Annotated in this window: 16 protein-coding genes; 12 read left to right on the forward strand and 4 right to left on the reverse strand. The window is 37.5% G+C overall.

What is annotated here, in order from left to right; translation table 11 throughout:
- Window positions 1–90: 90 nt before the first annotated feature.
- Window positions 91–822, reverse strand: coding sequence for a spore cortex-lytic enzyme (gene sleB, locus LC095_RS09710; RefSeq protein ID WP_413467476.1), 732 nt, complete (start codon window positions 820–822; stop codon window positions 91–93).
- A 314-nt stretch (window positions 823–1,136) separates the two neighbouring features.
- Between sleB and ssb the strand changes: the two genes are divergently transcribed.
- Both ssb and LC095_RS09720 read left to right on the forward strand, forming a co-directional pair.
- Window positions 1,137–1,484, forward strand: coding sequence for a single-stranded DNA-binding protein (gene ssb / locus LC095_RS09715; protein WP_226528003.1), 348 nt, complete (start codon window positions 1,137–1,139; stop codon window positions 1,482–1,484).
- A gap of 146 nt (window positions 1,485–1,630) precedes the next feature.
- On the forward strand, window positions 1,631–1,969 hold the full coding sequence (locus LC095_RS09720; protein WP_226528004.1) for a hypothetical protein: 339 nt from the start codon (window positions 1,631–1,633) through the stop codon (window positions 1,967–1,969).
- A 145-nt stretch (window positions 1,970–2,114) separates the two neighbouring features.
- Here LC095_RS09720 and LC095_RS09725 read toward each other — a convergent pair whose 3' ends face one another.
- Entirely contained in the window at window positions 2,115–4,880 is a 2,766-nt protein-coding gene (locus LC095_RS09725) for a DEAD/DEAH box helicase (protein ID WP_226528005.1), read from the reverse strand.
- Window positions 4,873–6,504 (reverse strand): SWIM zinc finger family protein, encoded by a 1,632-nt coding sequence (locus LC095_RS09730; RefSeq protein ID WP_226528006.1) that lies wholly within the window; start codon window positions 6,502–6,504, stop codon window positions 4,873–4,875. The genes LC095_RS09725 and LC095_RS09730 overlap by 8 nt, the downstream gene beginning before the upstream one ends.
- A 318-nt stretch (window positions 6,505–6,822) precedes the next feature.
- Between LC095_RS09730 and LC095_RS09735 the strand changes: the two genes are divergently transcribed.
- The 10 genes from LC095_RS09735 (at window position 6,823) to LC095_RS09780 (ending at window position 18,621) form a co-directional block, all read left to right on the forward strand.
- Entirely contained in the window at window positions 6,823–6,966 is a 144-nt protein-coding gene (locus tag LC095_RS09735) for a hypothetical protein (RefSeq protein ID WP_226528007.1), read from the forward strand.
- A 91-nt stretch (window positions 6,967–7,057) separates the two neighbouring features.
- The gene (locus LC095_RS09740; RefSeq protein ID WP_226528008.1) at window positions 7,058–7,246 is read left to right on the forward strand and encodes a LytR family transcriptional regulator; all 189 of its coding nucleotides are present in this window, start codon (window positions 7,058–7,060) and stop codon (window positions 7,244–7,246) included.
- 622 nt (window positions 7,247–7,868) lie between these two features.
- The gene (locus LC095_RS09745; protein ID WP_226528009.1) at window positions 7,869–10,043 is read left to right on the forward strand and encodes an NAD-dependent epimerase/dehydratase family protein; all 2,175 of its coding nucleotides are present in this window, start codon (window positions 7,869–7,871) and stop codon (window positions 10,041–10,043) included.
- Window positions 10,033–10,920, forward strand: a complete 888-nt coding sequence (locus tag LC095_RS09750) for a tetratricopeptide repeat protein (RefSeq protein WP_226528010.1) — start codon at window positions 10,033–10,035, stop codon at window positions 10,918–10,920. The genes LC095_RS09745 and LC095_RS09750 overlap by 11 nt, the downstream gene beginning before the upstream one ends.
- Entirely contained in the window at window positions 10,910–12,631 is a 1,722-nt protein-coding gene (locus LC095_RS09755) for a DUF2194 domain-containing protein (RefSeq protein ID WP_226528011.1), read from the forward strand. The genes LC095_RS09750 and LC095_RS09755 overlap by 11 nt, the downstream gene beginning before the upstream one ends.
- A gap of 3 nt (window positions 12,632–12,634) precedes the next feature.
- Complete coding sequence (gene pelF / locus LC095_RS09760; protein ID WP_226528012.1) at window positions 12,635–14,038, forward strand: GT4 family glycosyltransferase PelF; 1,404 nt, start codon at window positions 12,635–12,637, stop codon at window positions 14,036–14,038.
- Window positions 14,039–15,493 (forward strand): exopolysaccharide Pel transporter PelG, encoded by a 1,455-nt coding sequence (pelG, locus tag LC095_RS09765; RefSeq protein WP_226528013.1) that lies wholly within the window; start codon window positions 14,039–14,041, stop codon window positions 15,491–15,493.
- The gene (locus LC095_RS09770; RefSeq protein ID WP_226528014.1) at window positions 15,490–17,223 is read left to right on the forward strand and encodes a CotH kinase family protein; all 1,734 of its coding nucleotides are present in this window, start codon (window positions 15,490–15,492) and stop codon (window positions 17,221–17,223) included. The genes pelG and LC095_RS09770 overlap by 4 nt, the downstream gene beginning before the upstream one ends.
- Window positions 17,220–17,924 carry a polyphosphate polymerase domain-containing protein gene (locus LC095_RS09775; protein WP_226528015.1) on the forward strand — a complete coding sequence of 235 codons (705 nt, stop codon included), beginning with the start codon at window positions 17,220–17,222 and terminating at the stop codon, window positions 17,922–17,924. Before LC095_RS09770 ends, LC095_RS09775 begins: the two co-directional genes overlap by 4 nt.
- A gap of 13 nt (window positions 17,925–17,937) precedes the next feature.
- Window positions 17,938–18,621, forward strand: coding sequence for a DUF4956 domain-containing protein (locus LC095_RS09780; protein ID WP_226528016.1), 684 nt, complete (start codon window positions 17,938–17,940; stop codon window positions 18,619–18,621).
- 355 nt (window positions 18,622–18,976) lie between these two features.
- Here the strand turns inward: LC095_RS09780 and LC095_RS09785 are convergent, their stop codons facing one another.
- Window positions 18,977–19,810 carry an endo alpha-1,4 polygalactosaminidase gene (locus LC095_RS09785; RefSeq protein WP_226528017.1) on the reverse strand — a complete coding sequence of 278 codons (834 nt, stop codon included), beginning with the start codon at window positions 19,808–19,810 and terminating at the stop codon, window positions 18,977–18,979.
- Window positions 19,811–19,939: the final 129 nt, after the last annotated feature.

Genomic DNA, 19,939 nt, shown 5'->3' on the forward strand with positions numbered 1-19,939 from the left:
AATGGAACTGGTAACACGTATATGATCTGAGGTGAACCCTTAATAGGGGAAAAACACCTGGACAACCTGTAACGATATTCATCCAGGATTCTATTTACAAAAAATATGTTTCCCAATTTTTTTTATTTGTGGTCTGCCCCATATCCAGCTACTTGTTGCTGTATCAGGATTAAAATAATAATTCGCATTTTCTGTAGGATCCCAGCCATTAATAGCATCAAGAACAGCCTTTTTTGATGTTTCATTAGGAGTCAGCCAAATTTGTCCGTCAGCTACCGCAGTAAAAGCCAATGGTTCAAAGATAACACCTGATACTGTATTAGGAAATGTTGGGCTCTCCACTCGGTTTAAAATAACAGCTGCGACGGCAACTTGTCCAATATAAGGTTCACCACGTGCTTCTCCATGAACAGCATTAGCCATGAGTTGAATATCATTTTGAGAAAAACCAGCTGGAACATTAATAGCTGTTGCTTTTTTAGCTGGTTCAGCTCCCTTCGTGTACTCATATTTTGTTACACTAACAAGCTTTTGCCTCGTTTTTAAACCTGCTAGCCCATCGACAGGGAGTCCGAATTCAGATTGAAAATTACGAAGCGCCCAATATGTTCCCCAGCCAAAAGCACCATCAATTTCCCCTTTGTAAAAGCCAATATACTTTAAACGAGATTGCAACTCAATGACATCATCCCCAGTTGACCCTCTTTGAATAACTTGATTTGTAAATGCATCAGTGCTGCTTTCCTGGAGTGTTAAAATCGTTCCACATAAAAGAATGATTAAAAGAATAAATAGATATTTCTTCTTTATCATATTTCTCATCATTTTCCTCCTGATCATTAACATACTGTTATTTTTTGTTGCGAGTAAACTTTTATTCAATGAAAAGATCAAGTAGCTACAATAAAATGAAAAGTGAGTACTCTCATATCTTGAAAATTCCCTGCAATGAGTATCTACAACTGTTTAAAAAAAATGTCCAAACATCTGAAGTTTTAAAAGGAAACGCTATTTTTGCTTCTATGAAAATCGAGTTTCATGAGCTATCAGTTAAATAAAATAATATTTTACTCATTTTTCCAATTGTGATTCATCGTTTACAATACGGGTGTACATGAAAGGAAAGGAGGTTTGAGGTGATTAATCAAATCATTCTGGTCGGTCGTCTGACGAAGGATCCGGAAATTCGGTATACAGCGGAAGGTGCCCCGGTCGCCAACATTACTCTCGCCGTAAGCCGAAATTTTAAAAATGCAGCTGGAGAAATTGAAACAGATTTCGTCAATTGCACGGTTTGGCGACGAACAGCTGAGAATACGGCAAATTATTGCCGAAAAGGATCAGTCGTAGGTGTGACAGGCCGTATCCAAACGCGCAGCTATGAAAATGCTGAACGAAATCGTGTGTATGTAACAGAAGTAGTGGCAGATTCAGTCCGCTTTATGAGCGGTAAGCCGCGTGAATTAGTTGAGCAGGAAAGTTAATATGTCTCCGACTTCTCTTCATGAGAGAAAATCAATGGTATCCCCTTATGTCCCCAAACTGGAAGGCTGATCACGAGTGGAAATTTGTGATCAGCCAATTTTTTCTGACAGAGGTGGTATAATAGGTGCAAAAGGAGGTGAATAAAGTGGAAAAAGTTTTGCAATTTATGGTCAGTATCGAAAAAAAATTAGACCATATATCTAAAGATGTTCATGATGTAAAGGATAAAGTTGTTCGTTTAGAAGGAAGAATGGAACATTTAGAAACACGAATGGATAACCTAGAGACAAAAGTAGACAACATGACCACAGAATTCAGAAGTCACTTTGTAAAAATCGAGACTGAACTTGAACAACAACGTGGTGCTTTTAAAGTATACGAATTGAATGTCAATGATTTAAAATCAGGTGTCAACCATTTGAGCTCACATATAGGAATCCATGATACAAGAATCAAGGTTATGGAAGAAAGACTCAAGATTTAAGCGAAAAAAAACGACAGCCGAAACTGTCGCTCTTACTTAGAAACCTTCTTCTCGATTAACTTCACTAACTTCTCCCACTGAGGGGCTTTTTTTTCTGCCGTTTTCTTACTCTTTTGTTTTGTTGCCACAATCTAAAACTCCCTTTCTAACTCATGGACAAGGTAAAGAGCTCTTCAAGCTCATCAGATGAAAGCTCTGTGATCCAGTTTTCACTTTGGATGATTTCGTCGTTTAATGATTGCTTTTTCTCGAGCATATCATCGATTTTTTCTTCAATTGTTCCAGTTGTGATGAGTTTATGAACATGAACAAAACGATCCTGGCCGATACGGTAGGCTCTGTCTGTTGCTTGATTTTCAACAGCGGGATTCCACCAGCGGTCATAGTGGATAACATGGTTTGCTGCTGTTAAATTTAATCCGGTTCCACCAGCTTTTAAGGATAAGATCAAGAACGGAAACTCCTTGCGCTGAAAGGATTCCACCATGCGGTCACGCTCTGCTTTCATCACGCTTCCGTTTAAGAAAAGTACCTTTTCACCGAATTCCTTCTCAAGCAGCTTCTTCATCATTTCACCCATTCCGATATATTGAGTGAAAATCAAACAACTTTCCTGCTGCTCACGAATTGAAGTTGTTAATTCTAATAATTTTTCTATTTTATGTGAACGAGTTACCAATTCTTTCGGTTGCTGTTCTTTCAAATAAAGGGCAGGGTGATTACAAATTTGCTTCAGTTTTCCTAACATTTTCAAAATCAATGCCTTACGCTGCATGCCTGCCAAAGAATTCACCTGTTCAAACGTATCTTTGACAAGTTGTTCATATAATGACGCCTGTTCAATAGATAACGGAATATACTCTTTCTGCTCCTGCTTTTCAGGTAGATTTAAGGCAACCTGTTCATCCCGTTTTGTTCTTCTTAATAAAAACGGCTTAATATAACGTTGGAGCTGTTCAATTTGCTCCATATTCCGGTCCTTTTCAATTGGCAACACATAACGCTTATGAAAGCTATGCAGGCTTCCTAAATAACCGTGGTTGAGGAAATCATAAATCGACCAAAGTTCTGTTAAGCGGTTTTCCATCGGTGTACCGGTTAAGGCAATATGATGTTGTCCGCGCAGCTTACGAATCGCTTTCGATTGTTTTGTATGGGCGTTTTTAATATTTTGCGCCTCATCAAGGCAAATCGTGCTCCACTGAATCGAGGAGATTTCCTCATAGTCAGCATGTGACAAGCCGTAGGAGGTGATGACAACATCATAATTCTCAATGGACGCCGCAAATTTCTCTTCCTTCGGTCGATTCGGACCATAGTGAAGCTTCACACGCAGATGTGGTGCGAACTTCTCAAATTCCTTCTGCCAGTTTCCAAGCACAGATGTTGGAGCCACAATCAGTGCAGGCTGCTCAGGCTTTTCTACTTCTTTTACATAAGAAAAATAAGCAATCATTTGAATCGTTTTTCCTAACCCCATATCATCGGCCAGGCAGGCGCCGAACGATACACTTCGTAAAAACAACAACCAGTCAACACCGTTCTGCTGATAAGGACGAAGGGTGCCGAGAAAATCAGCCGGTACCTCATGTGTCGGCAGCTCATTTGTATCAGTAAGCTTACGAAGCATGCCCTTCATTTGCTGGTTCAGCTCGATTTGAATATTCGCAAACGCACGCGTATCCATAATCTCATCTGTATCTTCATCAAGATCCCTAGCATTCAGCTCCTGATGGAGAATATCAGATAAATGCAGGCCTTCTTTATCCGCTTGCTTCAAAATGGCCTGAACTTGCTTAATAAAAGCAGGATCAAGCTTGATCCACTGTCCTTTAAAATTCACTAAGCGACGCTGCTCGGAAACAAGCTTAAGAAATTCTTCTTCACTCATTTCCACTCCGTTTGTCGCAAAACGCCAGTTGAAATCGATCAATGAATTCATGCCAACAAATGACTGACCACGTGGAGTGGAAGAAACCTTTGCCTTCAACATAAGCTGTGAATCTTTGACAACCTGCCACCATGATGGAAGCAAAATCTCAACGCCCATATTAATCAATGTTTCACTCGCATCTGTTAAAAACAACCATGCTTCATCCTCAGTTACATATGTTGTACCCGTTTCAAAGCTTAACCATGGCACAATCTCGGCAAAGCGCTCCTGCTCTCGTTCAATCTTATCCAGATGTGGATGCCACTTTTTAGGCAGATCACTTTTGCCTTGATAGTGTACCAGTTCATCAAGATTTGCCTTGCTTCGTAACATAATTTCCATTTGCCACTCGTCTGTGTCAGTTTCCGGCTCATTCAGGCGCAGTCCAACAGTGAAAGGAGTTTCATCTTTATGCCAGCCGATCTTTTCAAGAAAGTCCGTTTCATCGATAAAATGACCTTGAAACGTCGTGAGTACCGGGTATGAATGCAGAATGTCCTCCCAAGCCTCATGCAAAAGCCGATCTTGTGCAATCATGTCCGTGATCGCATGAGAAAACCATTCAAGAGCAAATCCCTCCAGCTCGTTCCCGGCATCCTTAAATCTCAGCACACCATTTTTCCACCCTTCAAAATCAGGCAGGTACTCTCCGTTTGAAATGAGCTCATAAATGTCATGGGCAATATCGGCTAACCTTTGCACATCATCTGAAAGCTCAATATTCGCAAGCGAATTATACGTTTCTTTTCCAATGAGTTCGACCATCATCCAAGGTGACAGCTGAACAGCAGGAATGCCGATATAACTAATATCTTCTAATTTTGTGCCAAAGAAGGACGACTCATGCCAGGTGAAAAGATAGCGGGCAAATTCTTCTATTTCCAAATGATGTTCATCGTGTGCAGATGTGCAATACACATAAAAATCATTGTTTTCAATTTGCTCTGCATGCAACACAATTTCAATGGTATTAATCATGAATGAGCTTTCCTTTCTTTAACTCTTCTTTAAAAGCACGTAATCGTTTATGCTCTTCTGCCAGCTGTAAAATATAGTTTTCCCAAACTTCTTCACGCTTCAGCTTCTTGTACTGAGCTTTAATTCTCTTCAAATAGCGCACAGCCATTTTGTAATTCTCCCGTGTTTTCATCCGAATTTCATGTTGAACAGACTGAACATAAAGAGGCAGCAGCACACCTGGTTCGCTTTTTTCAATTTCCTTTAAGACATATGTATCCATTTCATCGAGCGAAAACCCTAACAGTGTTTGCAGCTCAATCCATGTTTTGTACTGCTCTTTATCTAAAAGTAAATCGTGATACTCGGCATAGCTTAACGGCAGCATCATTTTACATGCGCGCTCATACAGCACATCATCATTCGTTGCACGTGCGTACTGGGAGATAAATCTCAATAAATAGCGGATCGTTTGCCGTTTTTCATCAAATGGTAAAGGACTATTAATATATTCGTTGGTACCATGCAATAAATAAGAAATCCAATTTGACAGCCGCTTCCAATTTTTCTTTTTGAAAATATCCTCAACCCAAGGAAATATATATGGGAGGGCAGATGGTGTAAGCTTTGTGCGCATGACATCAAAAATTTCCTCATCACGTGATTGAAGGAAGTTCATATGCATAAGTGCCATTTCGAACTCAATCGCAAAGGACGGATCCTGCTTCTTTTCTTCCTCAAGATGCTCCTCCAGCCATTCGCGCTCGATTGAAATGAATTTATCACGTCGAAGCAGCTCAATCCATAATAGCTTGTAGAGATTTGTCCGCTCATATTGATACTCCTTACTCGTAAACAGCAGCTCACGGAAACGTTCCACACTATCAACTAAATAAGGATCAAGAGCAAACGGCAGAGCATAGCGCTTCATTTCAGAAATCGCCACCTCAACATTATCTATGAGCTGATCAAGATAAGGATAAATAATATGCTGTAACATATAGTCGGTTGGCTTCGTCTCATTAATGAGCTGCAAAATTTTCAAAAACACCGTAACAGATGCCTGAACAATAAAAAATTGCTTCATCTCAGGAGACTTAGGCGCCTTCTTTTTTAAAGCTGAATAATAATGATGAAAAAGACTTTGAAACAGCTGATTAGGAGAAGAAACCTGCTCATACCAGCGCTCAAACTCCCGATCAAAAAAAGCAATCCAGCTGCCAAGAGTATCTTCATAATCTTTTTCAGGCTTTAAAAGCGAACTTGCCTTCTTTACATGCTTTAACACATCGTCAATCGGCTTTTCTTCCTTCCATAGGTCAACAAACGTGCCGACTCGGTCAACACTTGCATATACATATAGAAACGTTGCAAGCTGATGTCGACAAATCGAATCTGAAGGACAAGTGCATGTACTCATTGAAAAATCATCTAAATCAAGCTCAACCTGAACACTTGTGACATCCTGTACTTTGGCAGACACAGAATGACTTGTTGTGCTCACATTATAAATACTGCCTTGACGATACAAAATGAGTCCCTTTTTCACAACATTTCGATTCTCTTCTTCCTGATGTGAAAGCAACTGTTTAATCTGTTCAGCGGCACCAAGTACAAGTTCTTTACTAAGTTCCCGACCAAGCATAATGAATGGACTCCTTTCAATGAAAAGCAAAAATATATATAAAGTAAGAATAATTCAAATCATGAAATAAACCCTAATTCTTCTATTATACCTCATTTCAAATCGTACAAAAAGGTTTAGGACGAGATTCTATCGGGGGACATAAAAAGGGAGATGGTTCCGAAGGATGTATTGTGACTAAAATGTGACTAATTCTGATAAATTGGGATTTAAATGTCAATTTTCTGCACAAAAAAAGCTTGTCTATATATAAGCTTCCAAGTATAATAGTCCCATATTGTCTGAAATTGTAAAAAAAAGAAAGGAAACTTTTTGAATATGAAAGATAATCAGCTGAAACAAGAAGAGCTGTTACAAATTCTCCTAAGTGCCTATGATAAAGGCGAAGCAAGAACAGACATCACAACAAATGAAATGATCGAAGACATAATCTCTCAAATAAAAAAAGTATATGCATCATAAGACATCATAAGAAAAGCGAGCGCCTCGAGTGCTCGTTTTTAAGTCCTATAAAATAAATAGAACAAACAACACTGCTGAAAGGAGACTTAAAATGAAAGGTTTTAATAATCCTAATCCATTTGCTGATATGCCAAAATCTGTGAAAAAGACATTAAGATACATCATTCAAGATGTAGACTCACTTGAGAAACTGGCACAAATCGAAACATTAATGAACGGCTTTATTCAGGATAGGAAAATTGTCCTTGAAAAACAACAATACAAAGATCAAAACTCCTAATTAGCTTTCCTCCAATCTTATGATACCCAAACTTCCTCACTTCAGCTGAAAAAATAGAGAATGCTTACTATAAATAAAGAGGTCAACATCGTGCCATTCATAAAGGTATTCCATTTTGTTGAAAATAGTATGTGATATTGTAATATTTATTTTTGTACTAACCTGAATGCAGGTAGTTACAAATTCTCCTAAGTGCCTATGATATAGTCGAAGCAAAAACAGACATCGCACAAATAATTTCTCGAAAAATATATGCATCATAAGAAAGCGAGTGCCTCGAGTGCTCGTATTTTTTTGTGCAATAACGTTATTTTGAAAAAGTAAATTAGATAGAATGATAAGGAGTGGAATGATTGTTTTAAACGTATTTTTAACAAAAATATATATTTATGGGATAAATTTGAAATTATAACAAAATAGAAATTTTTCAGTTGTGTCGAAAACTATCGAATTTTACCATATATTAATTAGAAAGTACCTGATAAAATAAAGGAAAATAGTCATGTTTTATCGGTTACAAGCAGAAATCAGGTAAATTGTGATCGCTATATCTTCGGGATATTAGTGAGATAGTACTATATTGATGTTGTTGACCTTCAGAACATAATTGAGGCGAGGATAAATGAACATTTTAATTACAGGAGGATATGGATTTATTGGTTCCTTTGTGGCAGAGAGGTTTTACAAGGAGAATCACTCCATCTTCATTATTGATAATCTATCGGTTGGGAGAAAAGAACATATTTCCTTTCGGCATAAAGCATTAATTGCTGATATAAAGGACACGCAGTGTGAAGCATTTTTTAAATCGCACAGTATCGATGTAGTCATTCATTGTGCAGCACAGACACATGTGAGTAGGTCGATTATAGATCCAGTTGAAGATTCTTCGACAAATATTTTAGGATTAATCAATATGTTGAATCTCTCTCATAAATACAATGTGAAGAAGTTTGTTTTTTGTTCTTCCGCGGCGATTTACGGAAATAACCAACAGTTACCTCTAACGGAAGTAGAAGCAGGTAACCCTATTTCACCATATGGGCTAAATAAATGGACCGGTGAGCTTTACTGCCAAAAGTGGGAGGAAATGTACAGGATTTCAACTCTTATTTATCGTTTTTCAAATGTATATGGTCCACGGCAGCATGTTAGTGAGGAAAGTAGTGTGATTACCTCCTTTACAAATCTAATTCTTGAAAAGAGACCTGTTACCATTTATGGCGATGGAGAACAAACAAGGGATTTTATCTATGTAGGGGATGTTGCTGAAGCTATTTATCGAGGAGTAATTAGTCAGCTATCGGGAGTATATAACTTATCAACCGGAACCGATGTGGCCATTAATCAGTTAGTCGATGAAATGAGTATGATTCATCCAGTGTCAGATATAAAGCAGGTTGATAGCCGACAGGGGGATATCAAACGATCGGTCTTAGATAATACCAAACTCAAACGAGACCTTGATTGGGTTCCAAAGTACAGTCTTGATGAAGGATTGAAGAAAGTTTTTGATTATTATAAAGATAAAGAAGAAGGACCAATACCAACGGTCGTAAAGCCAAAAAAGGAAAAAAAGGCGAAAAGAATACCGTTTCTCTCATTCTTAGAAAATATATCTTTGTTTGTCATCTTTTTTGGAATGTCATTTTTGCTCACGCCGATAGTTGATGTAGTTGATATATGGCTTATTTATATTTTACTAGCGGCCATATTATTTGAAAAAACACAAGTGGTTGTTTCTGCCTTTCTGGCAATAGGTGTACAAGCATACTTAATGGCATCTCAAGGACGGATTTGGACCTCGTTATTTGTGGACAACACCTTACTGGCAACCTTCACAATCTACTTGTTAGTGGGATTAATCGTAAGTTATAAGGTAGAAAGAGGGAGAATTGAGCTTCAATTTACAAAGGATGAGCTAACATCTTCACAGTCGAAATATTCGTTTTTAACCTCTATATATGAAGATACATTACAAGTAAAGGATGAAATGAAGGAACAAATTTTGCGGATGGAAGATGGAATTGGAACAATCTATGACTCTGTAAAAGAGCTGGATAATTTGGAGCCGGAAGCATTACTCAACGGAGCCATCCATGTTCTAGAGCGGACATTGAAAGCTCGTCATTTTGCTATTTACCTAGTTCATTCAAGTGGCTATATGAGACTTGCGGTAAAGTCATCAGATAGCTTGTACCAGCCGACTGCCTCGATTAAACAAGAGCAAGGCACAATAATCGATAAAGCCATCTCAAATAAAAAAATCTATTACAATACGAACCTTACAGAAAATGAACCAATCTTTGCGGCACCAATTATTCAGCATCAAGAAGCAATAGCGGTCATTCTTTGTCACGATGTTCCGTTTAACAGATTAACTTTATCCTACAAAAATATGGTTGATGTGGTGACGCGACTGATCAGTACTTCACTTGCGCGTGCTTATGAATATATAAATGAAATTAATACGGAGCGATTTATCGAAGGAACAAATGTATTAAGACCACACTATTTCCAGCGGATCTTAGAAAATAAACATAAGATTTTTCAAGAGCTCAATATTCCAACAGTGAAACTTGAGGTTTTAACACTTGATCATTCAATAGAGAACTTACAATTCATCGGCTCTTTATTAAGAATAAACGACCACTTAGGATTTGATGAAAAAGGTCAATTATTTATACTTCTCTCAAATGCAACCATTGAAGAAGCGAAATTTGCAATGGAACGTCTTCAAAAGAACGGAATAATGGTCGCCCTTGATGAGAAGGAGGAAGCTCTCCATGTTAGTTAGCATGTTTATTGCTTACTATGTAGTAGCTGCTATCTATGTCATCATCCACCTTTTTCTAAGAAGAAAAGGCACAGTTTTGCGTTTATTAATTTTACTATCATGTCCATTTATAGGCCTCTTTCTTATTTATGCTATGCAAAAGAAGGTATATTCAAAAGATGAGCTGCCTGACTGGTTGCTTCGTCGTGAGCAATATGATGATATGGTGCTAAAAACTCCTGATATAGAAGAGGAAACGAATATTATCCCGTTCAATGATGCCCTCATCCTTAATGATAATAAAACAAAAAGGAAAATGCTGATTGACTTACTGAAGGGTGAGTTTTTACAGCGTGTTGATGCTCTTGAACTTGCCCTTCAAAGTGATGATTCTGAAACATCTCATTACGCAGCTACTGCAGTACAGCAGGCGAAAAGTGATTTATTGAAAAATATGCGCAGAATAGAGGGAATGCTGGCCAGTAAGAATGATTTAGCGTTACTGGAATCCTATCGCGATCTTATTAAGGATTATACTAAAATTGAGTTTTTAGATGAACGAACACGTAGAAGATATACTCATAAATACATTCAAACGATTGATCGATTACTTGAACATGCACCTTCAAGCGATGCTGCAAACTACTTGGAAAAAATTGAAGCAGCCCTTTATCTTGCTGAATATCACTTGGCATTAGAGACCGCTGAACAATTTCTTACTTTATTTCCTGGAGAAGAAGAGGCTTATTTTGCGTTAATGAATGTTCATTATAAGATGAAAAACAAGACCGAGTTTCAGAGAATGATTGATCAGCTTCGCTCAACTGATATTAAGCTATCTCCCAATAAGCTAAATCTACTCCGTTTCTGGTTACAAGGTGAAGAATATGAAAAATAATTTTAAAATCGAAAAAAGTGTTTATATCATGATGGGTTTGGTTTCCTTGATTGGTTTGTTTTTTCTGCTGATCAGGTCTGACTTTCTTTTGGGTTTTCAAAACTTTAATGACGTTCAGAATGTGCCAGTAGTAAAACAAGAGAAAGAAAAGATAAATGAACACTATATGCAACCCTCTTTTTTAATTCTTGAAGGAGAGGATCAGCCTGAACTTGCGGAAACAGTTGCTAGTCAGTTTAAGCAGCAGGGGAAAGTTGTTGACAGGAGGTCGATCAATCAAAACTTTCCATCAACAAGTGAATATGAAGGAGTAATAGTAACAACTGAACAACTTGATGATCTCCCAGATATTCAGCCATTGCTGACTTATGTAGAAACGGGAGGCAGCATTTTTTTTGCGACAAGACCTTCACCGAGTGTTGGTTTATCTTCTATTTATCAGCAGCTGGGGATTGTTGAGATTGGCACATTTATTGAGACAAGTGGTATTGAATTGACACAACCCTTTTTAAAGGCTCCCCACAATAAGATATTCGAATCTGAAGATATTCGTAATTCCTCTCTTTCAGTCAGACTTGGAAAGGGAGCATCTTTGTATGCAAAATCAACTGATGGAACGCCGTTGTTATGGGAGACAACATATGGTGAAGGAAGCTTTGTCTTTTTTAACGGAACGATATTAGCCAATCCTTCGCAAAATGGCCTTTTGACTAAAGGGATTCAGCTAGCGGTGCCCTCTTATATTTTCCCTGTAATTAATGCAAAGGTAACAGCGTTAGAAGGATTTCCTTCCCCGGTTCAAGAGGGGAAGGTTAAGGATTCAACTATGACGAATGAAAACTATTTACGACATGTGATTTGGGCTGAGCTACAGCGGATTGAGGCGAAATATGACCTGAATTATACAACCTCATTCGTCATGACCTCAGGAGAAGATAGTGTACAATCAACTTCTTTAGATCTTGCTAAAACACAGGAAAATGCAGTCATTTATGGGCGGGAGCTCCTTCGTATGGGTGGAGATTTCGGCTTGAGAGGCTATAACCAGCTACCGACAAGCGGGATGAATAAAACAGACGTACAGTCAATGTTTGAATCGACTTACTCATTAATGGAACGGGCTTTGCCTGGTTATCAAATACGATCCTATATTCCTGCGAGTCAAGAGAATGCTTTATCCAATTTAAAAACAGTTAAGGAGGTTTTCCCTGATCTTCAAGCTGTTTTAGCGATGGTTGAGCAGCCTTTTATAGATGAGGAAGGGATTGCTGTTTTACCTCAGCAGATCATAGATTTCCCGATGGATGATTATGCGGAATGGATCGCTTTTAACGGACTGTTTTCAACTGGATTTATCTCACAATCTTTAGAACCACAGGCGTTACTGCATCAAATGAATGCTGAAACTGCGTTACAGGATCTGGTATCCTATCAGCAGCAATTAAAAGCAGATGCCCCGTGGCTAAGAAGGAAAACATTGTCTGATACTTGGAGCAGTGTTCAAAATTATGAGGAAATGATTGTGTATGAAGAACGGACAAAAGAGGGGGTTAACTTTCAGGTGAATAAGCTCCGGGCACCAGCTTATTTTTTCTTCGCATCTGACCGTCCTGTGAGCTCTTATGAAAATTGCAAGGTCACATCAATTGGGCCAAATCTTTATTTAATTGAAGCAAATGAATTAACGTTTCATATAGGATGGGAAGGGTAGTCTATGAAAATTTGTTTAATTACAGAAGGATCTTATCCATATGTAACAGGGGGAGTCTCAAGTTGGATTCAATCACTCATGACACAGATGCCGCAACACGAGTTTTTGATCATCTCTATCTCTGCAAAAAAGGAAAATACGTTAGTAAGGCGTTATAGCTCTCCTTCCAACCTATTAGCCATATATGATATTTACCTCGATACACTCATTACCGAGGATATCGTGCAGGGGAAGCGATACCTTATTTCAGATGAGGAAAAGCAAGCTTTTTTCTCGTTAATTGGTGGAAAAGACATCAATTGGCCGGTCTTATTTGATTTGCTTGTTAGCGATCGAATTGATAGCATCATCAATTTCCTGGCCAGCAAGGACTTCTTTGATATTGTTTATCAGCTGTGTAAAGAAAGGTTTATGCATGTTCCGTTTACAGACATGTTTTGGGCGCTTCGCTCAATGGTACTGCCTTTGTTTATTTGTTTGAATCAAAAGCTGCCTATAGCTGACCTTTATCATAGTGTTTCAACAGGTTATGCAGGTGTGTTGGGTGCATTAGCAAAGCATCAATACAATAAGCCATACATCCTGACAGAGCATGGTATTTATACACGTGAGCGTGAAGAGGAAATTATTAAGGCAGATTGGATTAAAGGCTATTTTAAAGATATATGGATAGATTACTTCTACAATTTATCAAATTGTGCCTACGAGTATGCAAATGAAGTAACATCTCTTTTTGAAAAAAACCGCGAAATTCAGATGGAGCTGGGCTGTCAACAGTCAAAAACATCTGTGATTTCCAATGGTATTGATTTGACACGTTTTGATGTGGCAAGTCGAAGGAAAAAAGAAGGACTTCATGTCGGAGCCGTTGTAAGGATTGTGCCAATAAAAGATATTAAAACGATGCTGCAAAGCTTTGCTATTGTTCAGGAGACGTTGCCGAATGCGTATTTTTATATCATAGGTCCAACTGATGAAGATGCAGATTATTACGAGGAATGTATAGATCTCCTTGAAAGCTTGGAATTGAAAAATGTTGTATTTACCGGGGAAGTGAATGTGAAGGAGTATTTGGCATTTTTGGATCTCCTTGTGTTATCAAGTATAAGTGAAGGGCAGCCTCTAGTCATACTCGAAGGTCTGGCAATGGGAATCCCGTATGTCACAACAGACGTCGGAAGTTGCTCGGAATTATTATATGGACCAAATGACTCATTTGGACATGCCGGCAGTATTGTTCCTGTTATGCATTTTCACCTTTTAGCACAAGAAATTATTGCATTACTCATGGATCAAGATAAACGATGGGAATATGGTCAAAATGGCATGAAAAGAGTAAGAGAATATTATTCCCTTCCCCTTATGATAGAGAGATATAATGCTTGCTATGAAAGGTGGGGAAGCTAAATGGCGGGAATTGGATTTCAGCTTAAAGCCTTATATGATCAATCGAATTTTTTTAATCAGATTCGTGCCTATGGTTATTCAGCCGTTACAGCAGTAGGCCCTATGCTGTTAACCGTAATATTAATTACTTGCTCAAGAGAGTGGCTGTTGTTTTTACAGACCTCTGCAAGAGAAGTTCACCTGTTTATGGCTGCTATCGAATATGCATTTGTGTTCTCACAGCTCATCACAGGCGGATTTGTCTTCGTGATCTCTCGGTATGTTGCTGATCAAACGTTTATTGAGAAGGAAGAGAATGTATTATCCTCGATGTATGGGGCAATCGGAATTGTTGTGTTCTTAGGGTTTATGAGTACAGTTTTCTTTTATTGGACATCACCTTTGCCTTTTTCCTTTAAACTCGTCACATACCTCTTTTTTACAGAGCTAAGCATTATTTGGGTTCTATCTATGTATGTTTCGGCGCTTAAGGATTATAAAAAGATCGTGAAAAGCTATATAGTTGGTGTGCTGATCTCAGCAGTTTTAATTTGGGTCTTTACTTATGTATTTCACATCTTAACAGCAACTGCTGTTTTTATTGGACTTGTGATTGGATTTTTCTATATTTTAGCGAAGTTATTACATGATATAGCCAAATACTTTCAGATTAATAATAAGCAATATTTTCAGTTTCTGATTTATTTCGAAAAGCATCCCTATTTGTTCATCATAGGAATCCTTTATTATGTCGGTCTATATGGTCATAATCTGGCAGTTTGGTTAGGAGAAAGGAAAATAGTAGTAGAAGACACATATGTGATGGCACCTTATTATGATACACCAGTGTTTTATGCATATTTGAGCATCTTGCCAGCACTCATTTTGTTTATGGTGACATTAGAGACTACTTTCTATGAAACGTATAAAAAATATTATGGGCGCATTCTTAATGGCTTTCCAATTCAGGACATTGAAAATGCGAAACAGGAGATGTATAGAGTTCTAAAGCATGAAATCCTTTTTATGTCACAGGTACAACTCCTTGTTTGCTTTGCCTTCCTATTTTTAGGAGTGCGTTTTCTTCCATTTTTAGGAATGACACAGGATCAAATTGATATCTTTATGATTGTCGTTTTAGGAACATGGTTTTTAGGATTACTAATTACATTCTTTTTGATTCTCCTATACTTTGATGAACAGAAAGCGGCTTGCATGCTGATCGGAAGCTATACGGTGCTTAGCTTTACCTTAACATTTATTAGCATGAAGCTGTTTGGTCAATATGGAGCCGGAATGTTTCTTGCTGCCTTGATCAGTTTAATCTACGGCTGTCGAATTCTCATGTCAAGATTAAATGATATTGATTATACAACCTTTTGCTCTCAGCCTATTATTTATAAGGAAACTGTGACAAAAATAGAAAAGCTATTAAAAAAATTGGGTGTTCATGAGGAAGAGGAGATTTCCAAATGAAAAAAATTCCATACGTAAAAACAACTCTCATTTTATTGGCTGTCTTCTTTATTTTGATACTCTTGAAAAATCTGTCTATCTCAACCGGGAACGTACAAGTCGTTGAGCCAACAGAGGAGATTCAGGTAGAGAGAAATGCAGGAGATGAACCTCTTGTAGAGGATAAGCGAGTATATGAAGGACATGATGGAAATCAAGTGAAGCATGTGTATGTAACGGTTTTTGATCAAAAGGCTGTGCCTGATAATGATCTAACGTTTTACGAATTAAATGAATCCTATAAGGAATATAGCAACTTAGATGATGGTCCAAAACTTCAGATTTTATTTCAGACAGGAACGGCAGAGGGGCCAGAGAAAAATGGGTTTCTTAAAACAGATCAGTCGGCAAATGCAACCATTGAACTGAGGGGGAGATCTAGTCGACTTGAAGCACAAAAATCGTATAAGGTCCGATTGAATGACAACGGTGGTTTATGGTTCGGGCAATCTGTACTCAATCTCAATAAACATGCAGATGATAAAACAAGAGTAAGAAATAAGCTTGCCTTCGATTATTTTGAAGAAATCCCTGATCTTATAAGCTTAAGAACAGATTTCGTTCAACTGCATGTTAAGGATCTCACAGACCCTAAAAACGATGGCACATTTGAGGATTACGGCTTATATACACACATCGAGCAGTTAAATGAGGAAGCATTAGCTGCAAGAGGACTTAACCCAGATGGACATTTATACAAAGCGGAAAACTTTGAATTTTATCGTTATCCAGACAAACTTAAGCTTTCAAATGATCCGGACTATGATAAAAAAATATTTGAATCGGTCTTGAAAATAAACGGCAGCGAAAATCATGAAGAGCTGCTAACGATGCTGGATGATGTTAATGACTTTTCAAAACCCTTTGATGAGGTATTTACGAAATACTTCCAAGAAGATAATTACCTAACATGGCTAGCTACAAATATCCTGTTCGGTAACTATGACACAATGTCAACAAACTATTATCTTTATAGCCCGCTTAACTCGGAAAAATGGTATTTCATTCCTTGGGATTTTGATAAAGCATTAGGGCGGGATGCTGAAAGAACCGATGCCTTTCCAGATTGGCAAAATGGTATTCAACGGTACTGGGGAACTGTCATTCATAAACGTTATCTAAGAGATCCGAAAAATATTGAAAAATTAAATGCAAAAATAGAGGAGCTTTCTGACATCATTAATGAGGAAGCAACAAAGGAAAAGATCGATTCCTATTACCCGATTGTTAAACCGTTTGCTGTAAGAAATCCGGATCTTCGCTTTTTAAGCATAGAAGCATCCGAATTTGATCACTATTATAACAACCTTGAGACCGTAACAACGAGGTATAAAAAGTTATACGAAGAATCTCTTGAATACCCAATGCCAATCTTTTTGAATCATGAACGAAAGGGAAATCAGGATATTTTCAAATGGGAAACTTCACATGATTTACAGGAGGAAAAGCTGACCTATCATTTTCAATTAGGCACAGATCCAACCTTTCAATCATCGATAATATCGATCAAAGATGCAAAAAAATTCACTTATGAAACCGATAAATTATCACCAGGACGATATTATTGGCGAGTCCTTGTAAAGGATGAAAAAGGCTATACTCAGATTCCATTTGATTATTATAAAGACCCTTCTAAAATTGTCCACTGGGGTGTACAGGAAATCATCGTTCCAAAAGGGGCAAAAAAATGAAAAAATTCCGTCATGAATTAAAATACTATATATCTGAAAAAGATTATTTTGCACTGCGTCATCGAATTGGACTTGTGTTAAAGCAGGATCAAAACTCGATAAATGAAAAAGGATATTTGATCAGAAGCCTTTACTTTGATAATGTCCATGATCATGATTTAATTCATAAAAACAATGGAATTCTTCGCCGGAAAAAATTCCGAATCCGAATTTATAACCACTCAGATCAAGTGATCAAGCTTGAAAAGAAAAGCAGACAGGGTGAATACATTTTAAAGACATCAGCCAGCATCACAAAGGATGAATATGAAAAGCTGTTAGAGTGGGATTATCAGTTTTTAAAAGAAAAGGGGAAAGAAAATCCCCTCTATAAAGAGTTTTACCATTACCTGAATAGTGATTATATGAGGCCGCGTGTGATTGTTGACTATGTCCGGGAAGCTTATATTGGTCACATTAGCAATGTGCGGATCACCTTTGATAAAGAACTAAGTGTTGTAACAAATTCACTTAATTTATTTGATCCTAACAACAGTTCACAGGAAGTGATTGAACATCCAAAAATGATTTTGGAAGTAAAATACGATGAATTTTTACCTGAATATATTCGCGTATTGCTTCAGCTTGACGCACATAATAGGTCAGCCATTTCAAAGTATGTATTATGCCGAATGAAATCAATTGAATATCACGGTCTATAAAGAGGAGAACTCAATGGGAAACGAAGTAACAAATTTTAACGATATTATAAAAAATAGTTTTCTTAATCAGTCGATGTTTGGAAGTTTATCTGCAATTGATATTTTACTAGGTTTATTAACAGCCTTTATGGCAGGAGCTTTCATTTATGGGGTGTATCGATACACGTACAAGGGAGTACTCTACAGTCCCAGTTTCAATATGACCCTGCTTGTCATGACAATGATTACAGCTTTAGTCATTATGACAATCAGCACGAATGTTGTTCTTTCTTTAGGGATGGTCGGTGCTCTAAGTATTGTGCGTTTTCGGACTGCTATTAAAGATCCACTGGATGTGGTATTTATGTTCTGGGCGATCGCAGCAGGAATATCGAGCGGTGCAGGACTATATTTCTTAACCCTTATTGGTGCCATTATTATCGGTGCGGTCATTGTCATCCTATCGCGGAAAAAGCATACAGACACCATGTACTTGCTTGTCATCCATTTTACAGAGCAAGCAAATGATGAAGTAAAACGGGAGCTGCAAAAATTAGATTACACCTTGAAATCAAAGGTTGTACGAAAACAACTCACAGAATTAACGGCTGAAATCCGTTTAAAAATTGATAACACAGCATTTATGAATCGATTGGGTGATTTAGAAGGTGTACAGGACGTATCCTTAGTACAATATAATGGAGACTATGCGGTATAGATTAAATAGAGAAGGCGCGTAAGATAAGTATTTTACGTGCCTTTTTATATTATAAGATATGAAAGTTGATGTACTCTCCGAATCAATGGATGTGCATATGCAGTCTTTACGACAGGATGCGTTGTTTCAATTTATAATTGTGGATAGGGGAGGAGAGAAGGAAGAAATTTGGCGGAAATTGTCTAATAGTAAATATGTTGCTAAAAATCGTAAATAAATTTCTATAATCGAAAATAAGTTATCAAAATCGAAAATATCAAATCAAAAATCGTAAATAAATCTTCCTTTTTAAGCGGGACATTATGATAAATAGAAAACAAGACTGTGAAAATTCACGAAGTTTCACTACTATTCTTCATTCCTGATAAGTATCTCCCACTCGCATAAAAGCCGGGAAACGGTGCTTCTTACTTAACGCAAGACTTTCTTCATCTGTCACAACAGTCCACACCTGGATACGTCCCCATCGTTGCTCCTTTTTAAAATAAGTTAACCAGTTTTTTGCCCACTCACTTTCCGTTATATCTTTTGCTTCAAATCCTTCCCACAGCATCCCGTCTATATAGGTATGAGAGGCTGTTTTAATGGTATCGAAGCCACGGTTTTGAATAATGAGCATATTTGGATAGTCTGACTTTATGTCCTTCAGCAACTGGACATACCCTTCCCTCATATACGTTTGGATGTCGATATCATCATGAAAATAGTAGTCAAGATCGTCTACAGTATCAAAGAAGATGCCATCAAGTCCTTTGTCTGCAATATAATGGTTGATCTTCCACATTAATGCCTCGCGATAATGGGATTCCCGAAGGTCCATCACATAGGTGTCCCATTCTTTTATATAAATTTTTTTCCCGTTTAATGTTGCATAATCTGAAGCCGCGATATGCTCCTTTAATTCAATATTCCAATTTTCCAATTGCATAAGACTGACATAACCAAAAACTTTTACATCTGATGCCTTTAAGAGGTTGACCTGCTCAGTTGTAAATGCAGTTGGTTCAATAATAACAGCATCATAATCAGCGAGCTTGTCTAGTTTTTCTTGATCAGGTTTTCCGTAAAAAATACTAAATGATTTCATGTTATAGATTGGACCATACCAAAGCATATTAAATATTCCTTTCCCAATGAAGAATAAAAGAATGAGGATGATGAATGACAATAAGAGGTTTCTTTTTTTCATAACCTTCTCCTAATTTATATAGATGATAAGTAGTATTACACATTATTAGGTCGTTGGATAGAAGGAGTTTTTACCCTAATCTATAAATTTAGTTATACCATAAATATCGGTGATCATCTAAAATAGTAA

The sequence above is a fragment of the Metabacillus niabensis genome (assembly GCF_020524345.1).
GTDB classification, from domain to species: domain Bacteria; phylum Bacillota; class Bacilli; order Bacillales; family Bacillaceae; genus Metabacillus; species Metabacillus niabensis_B.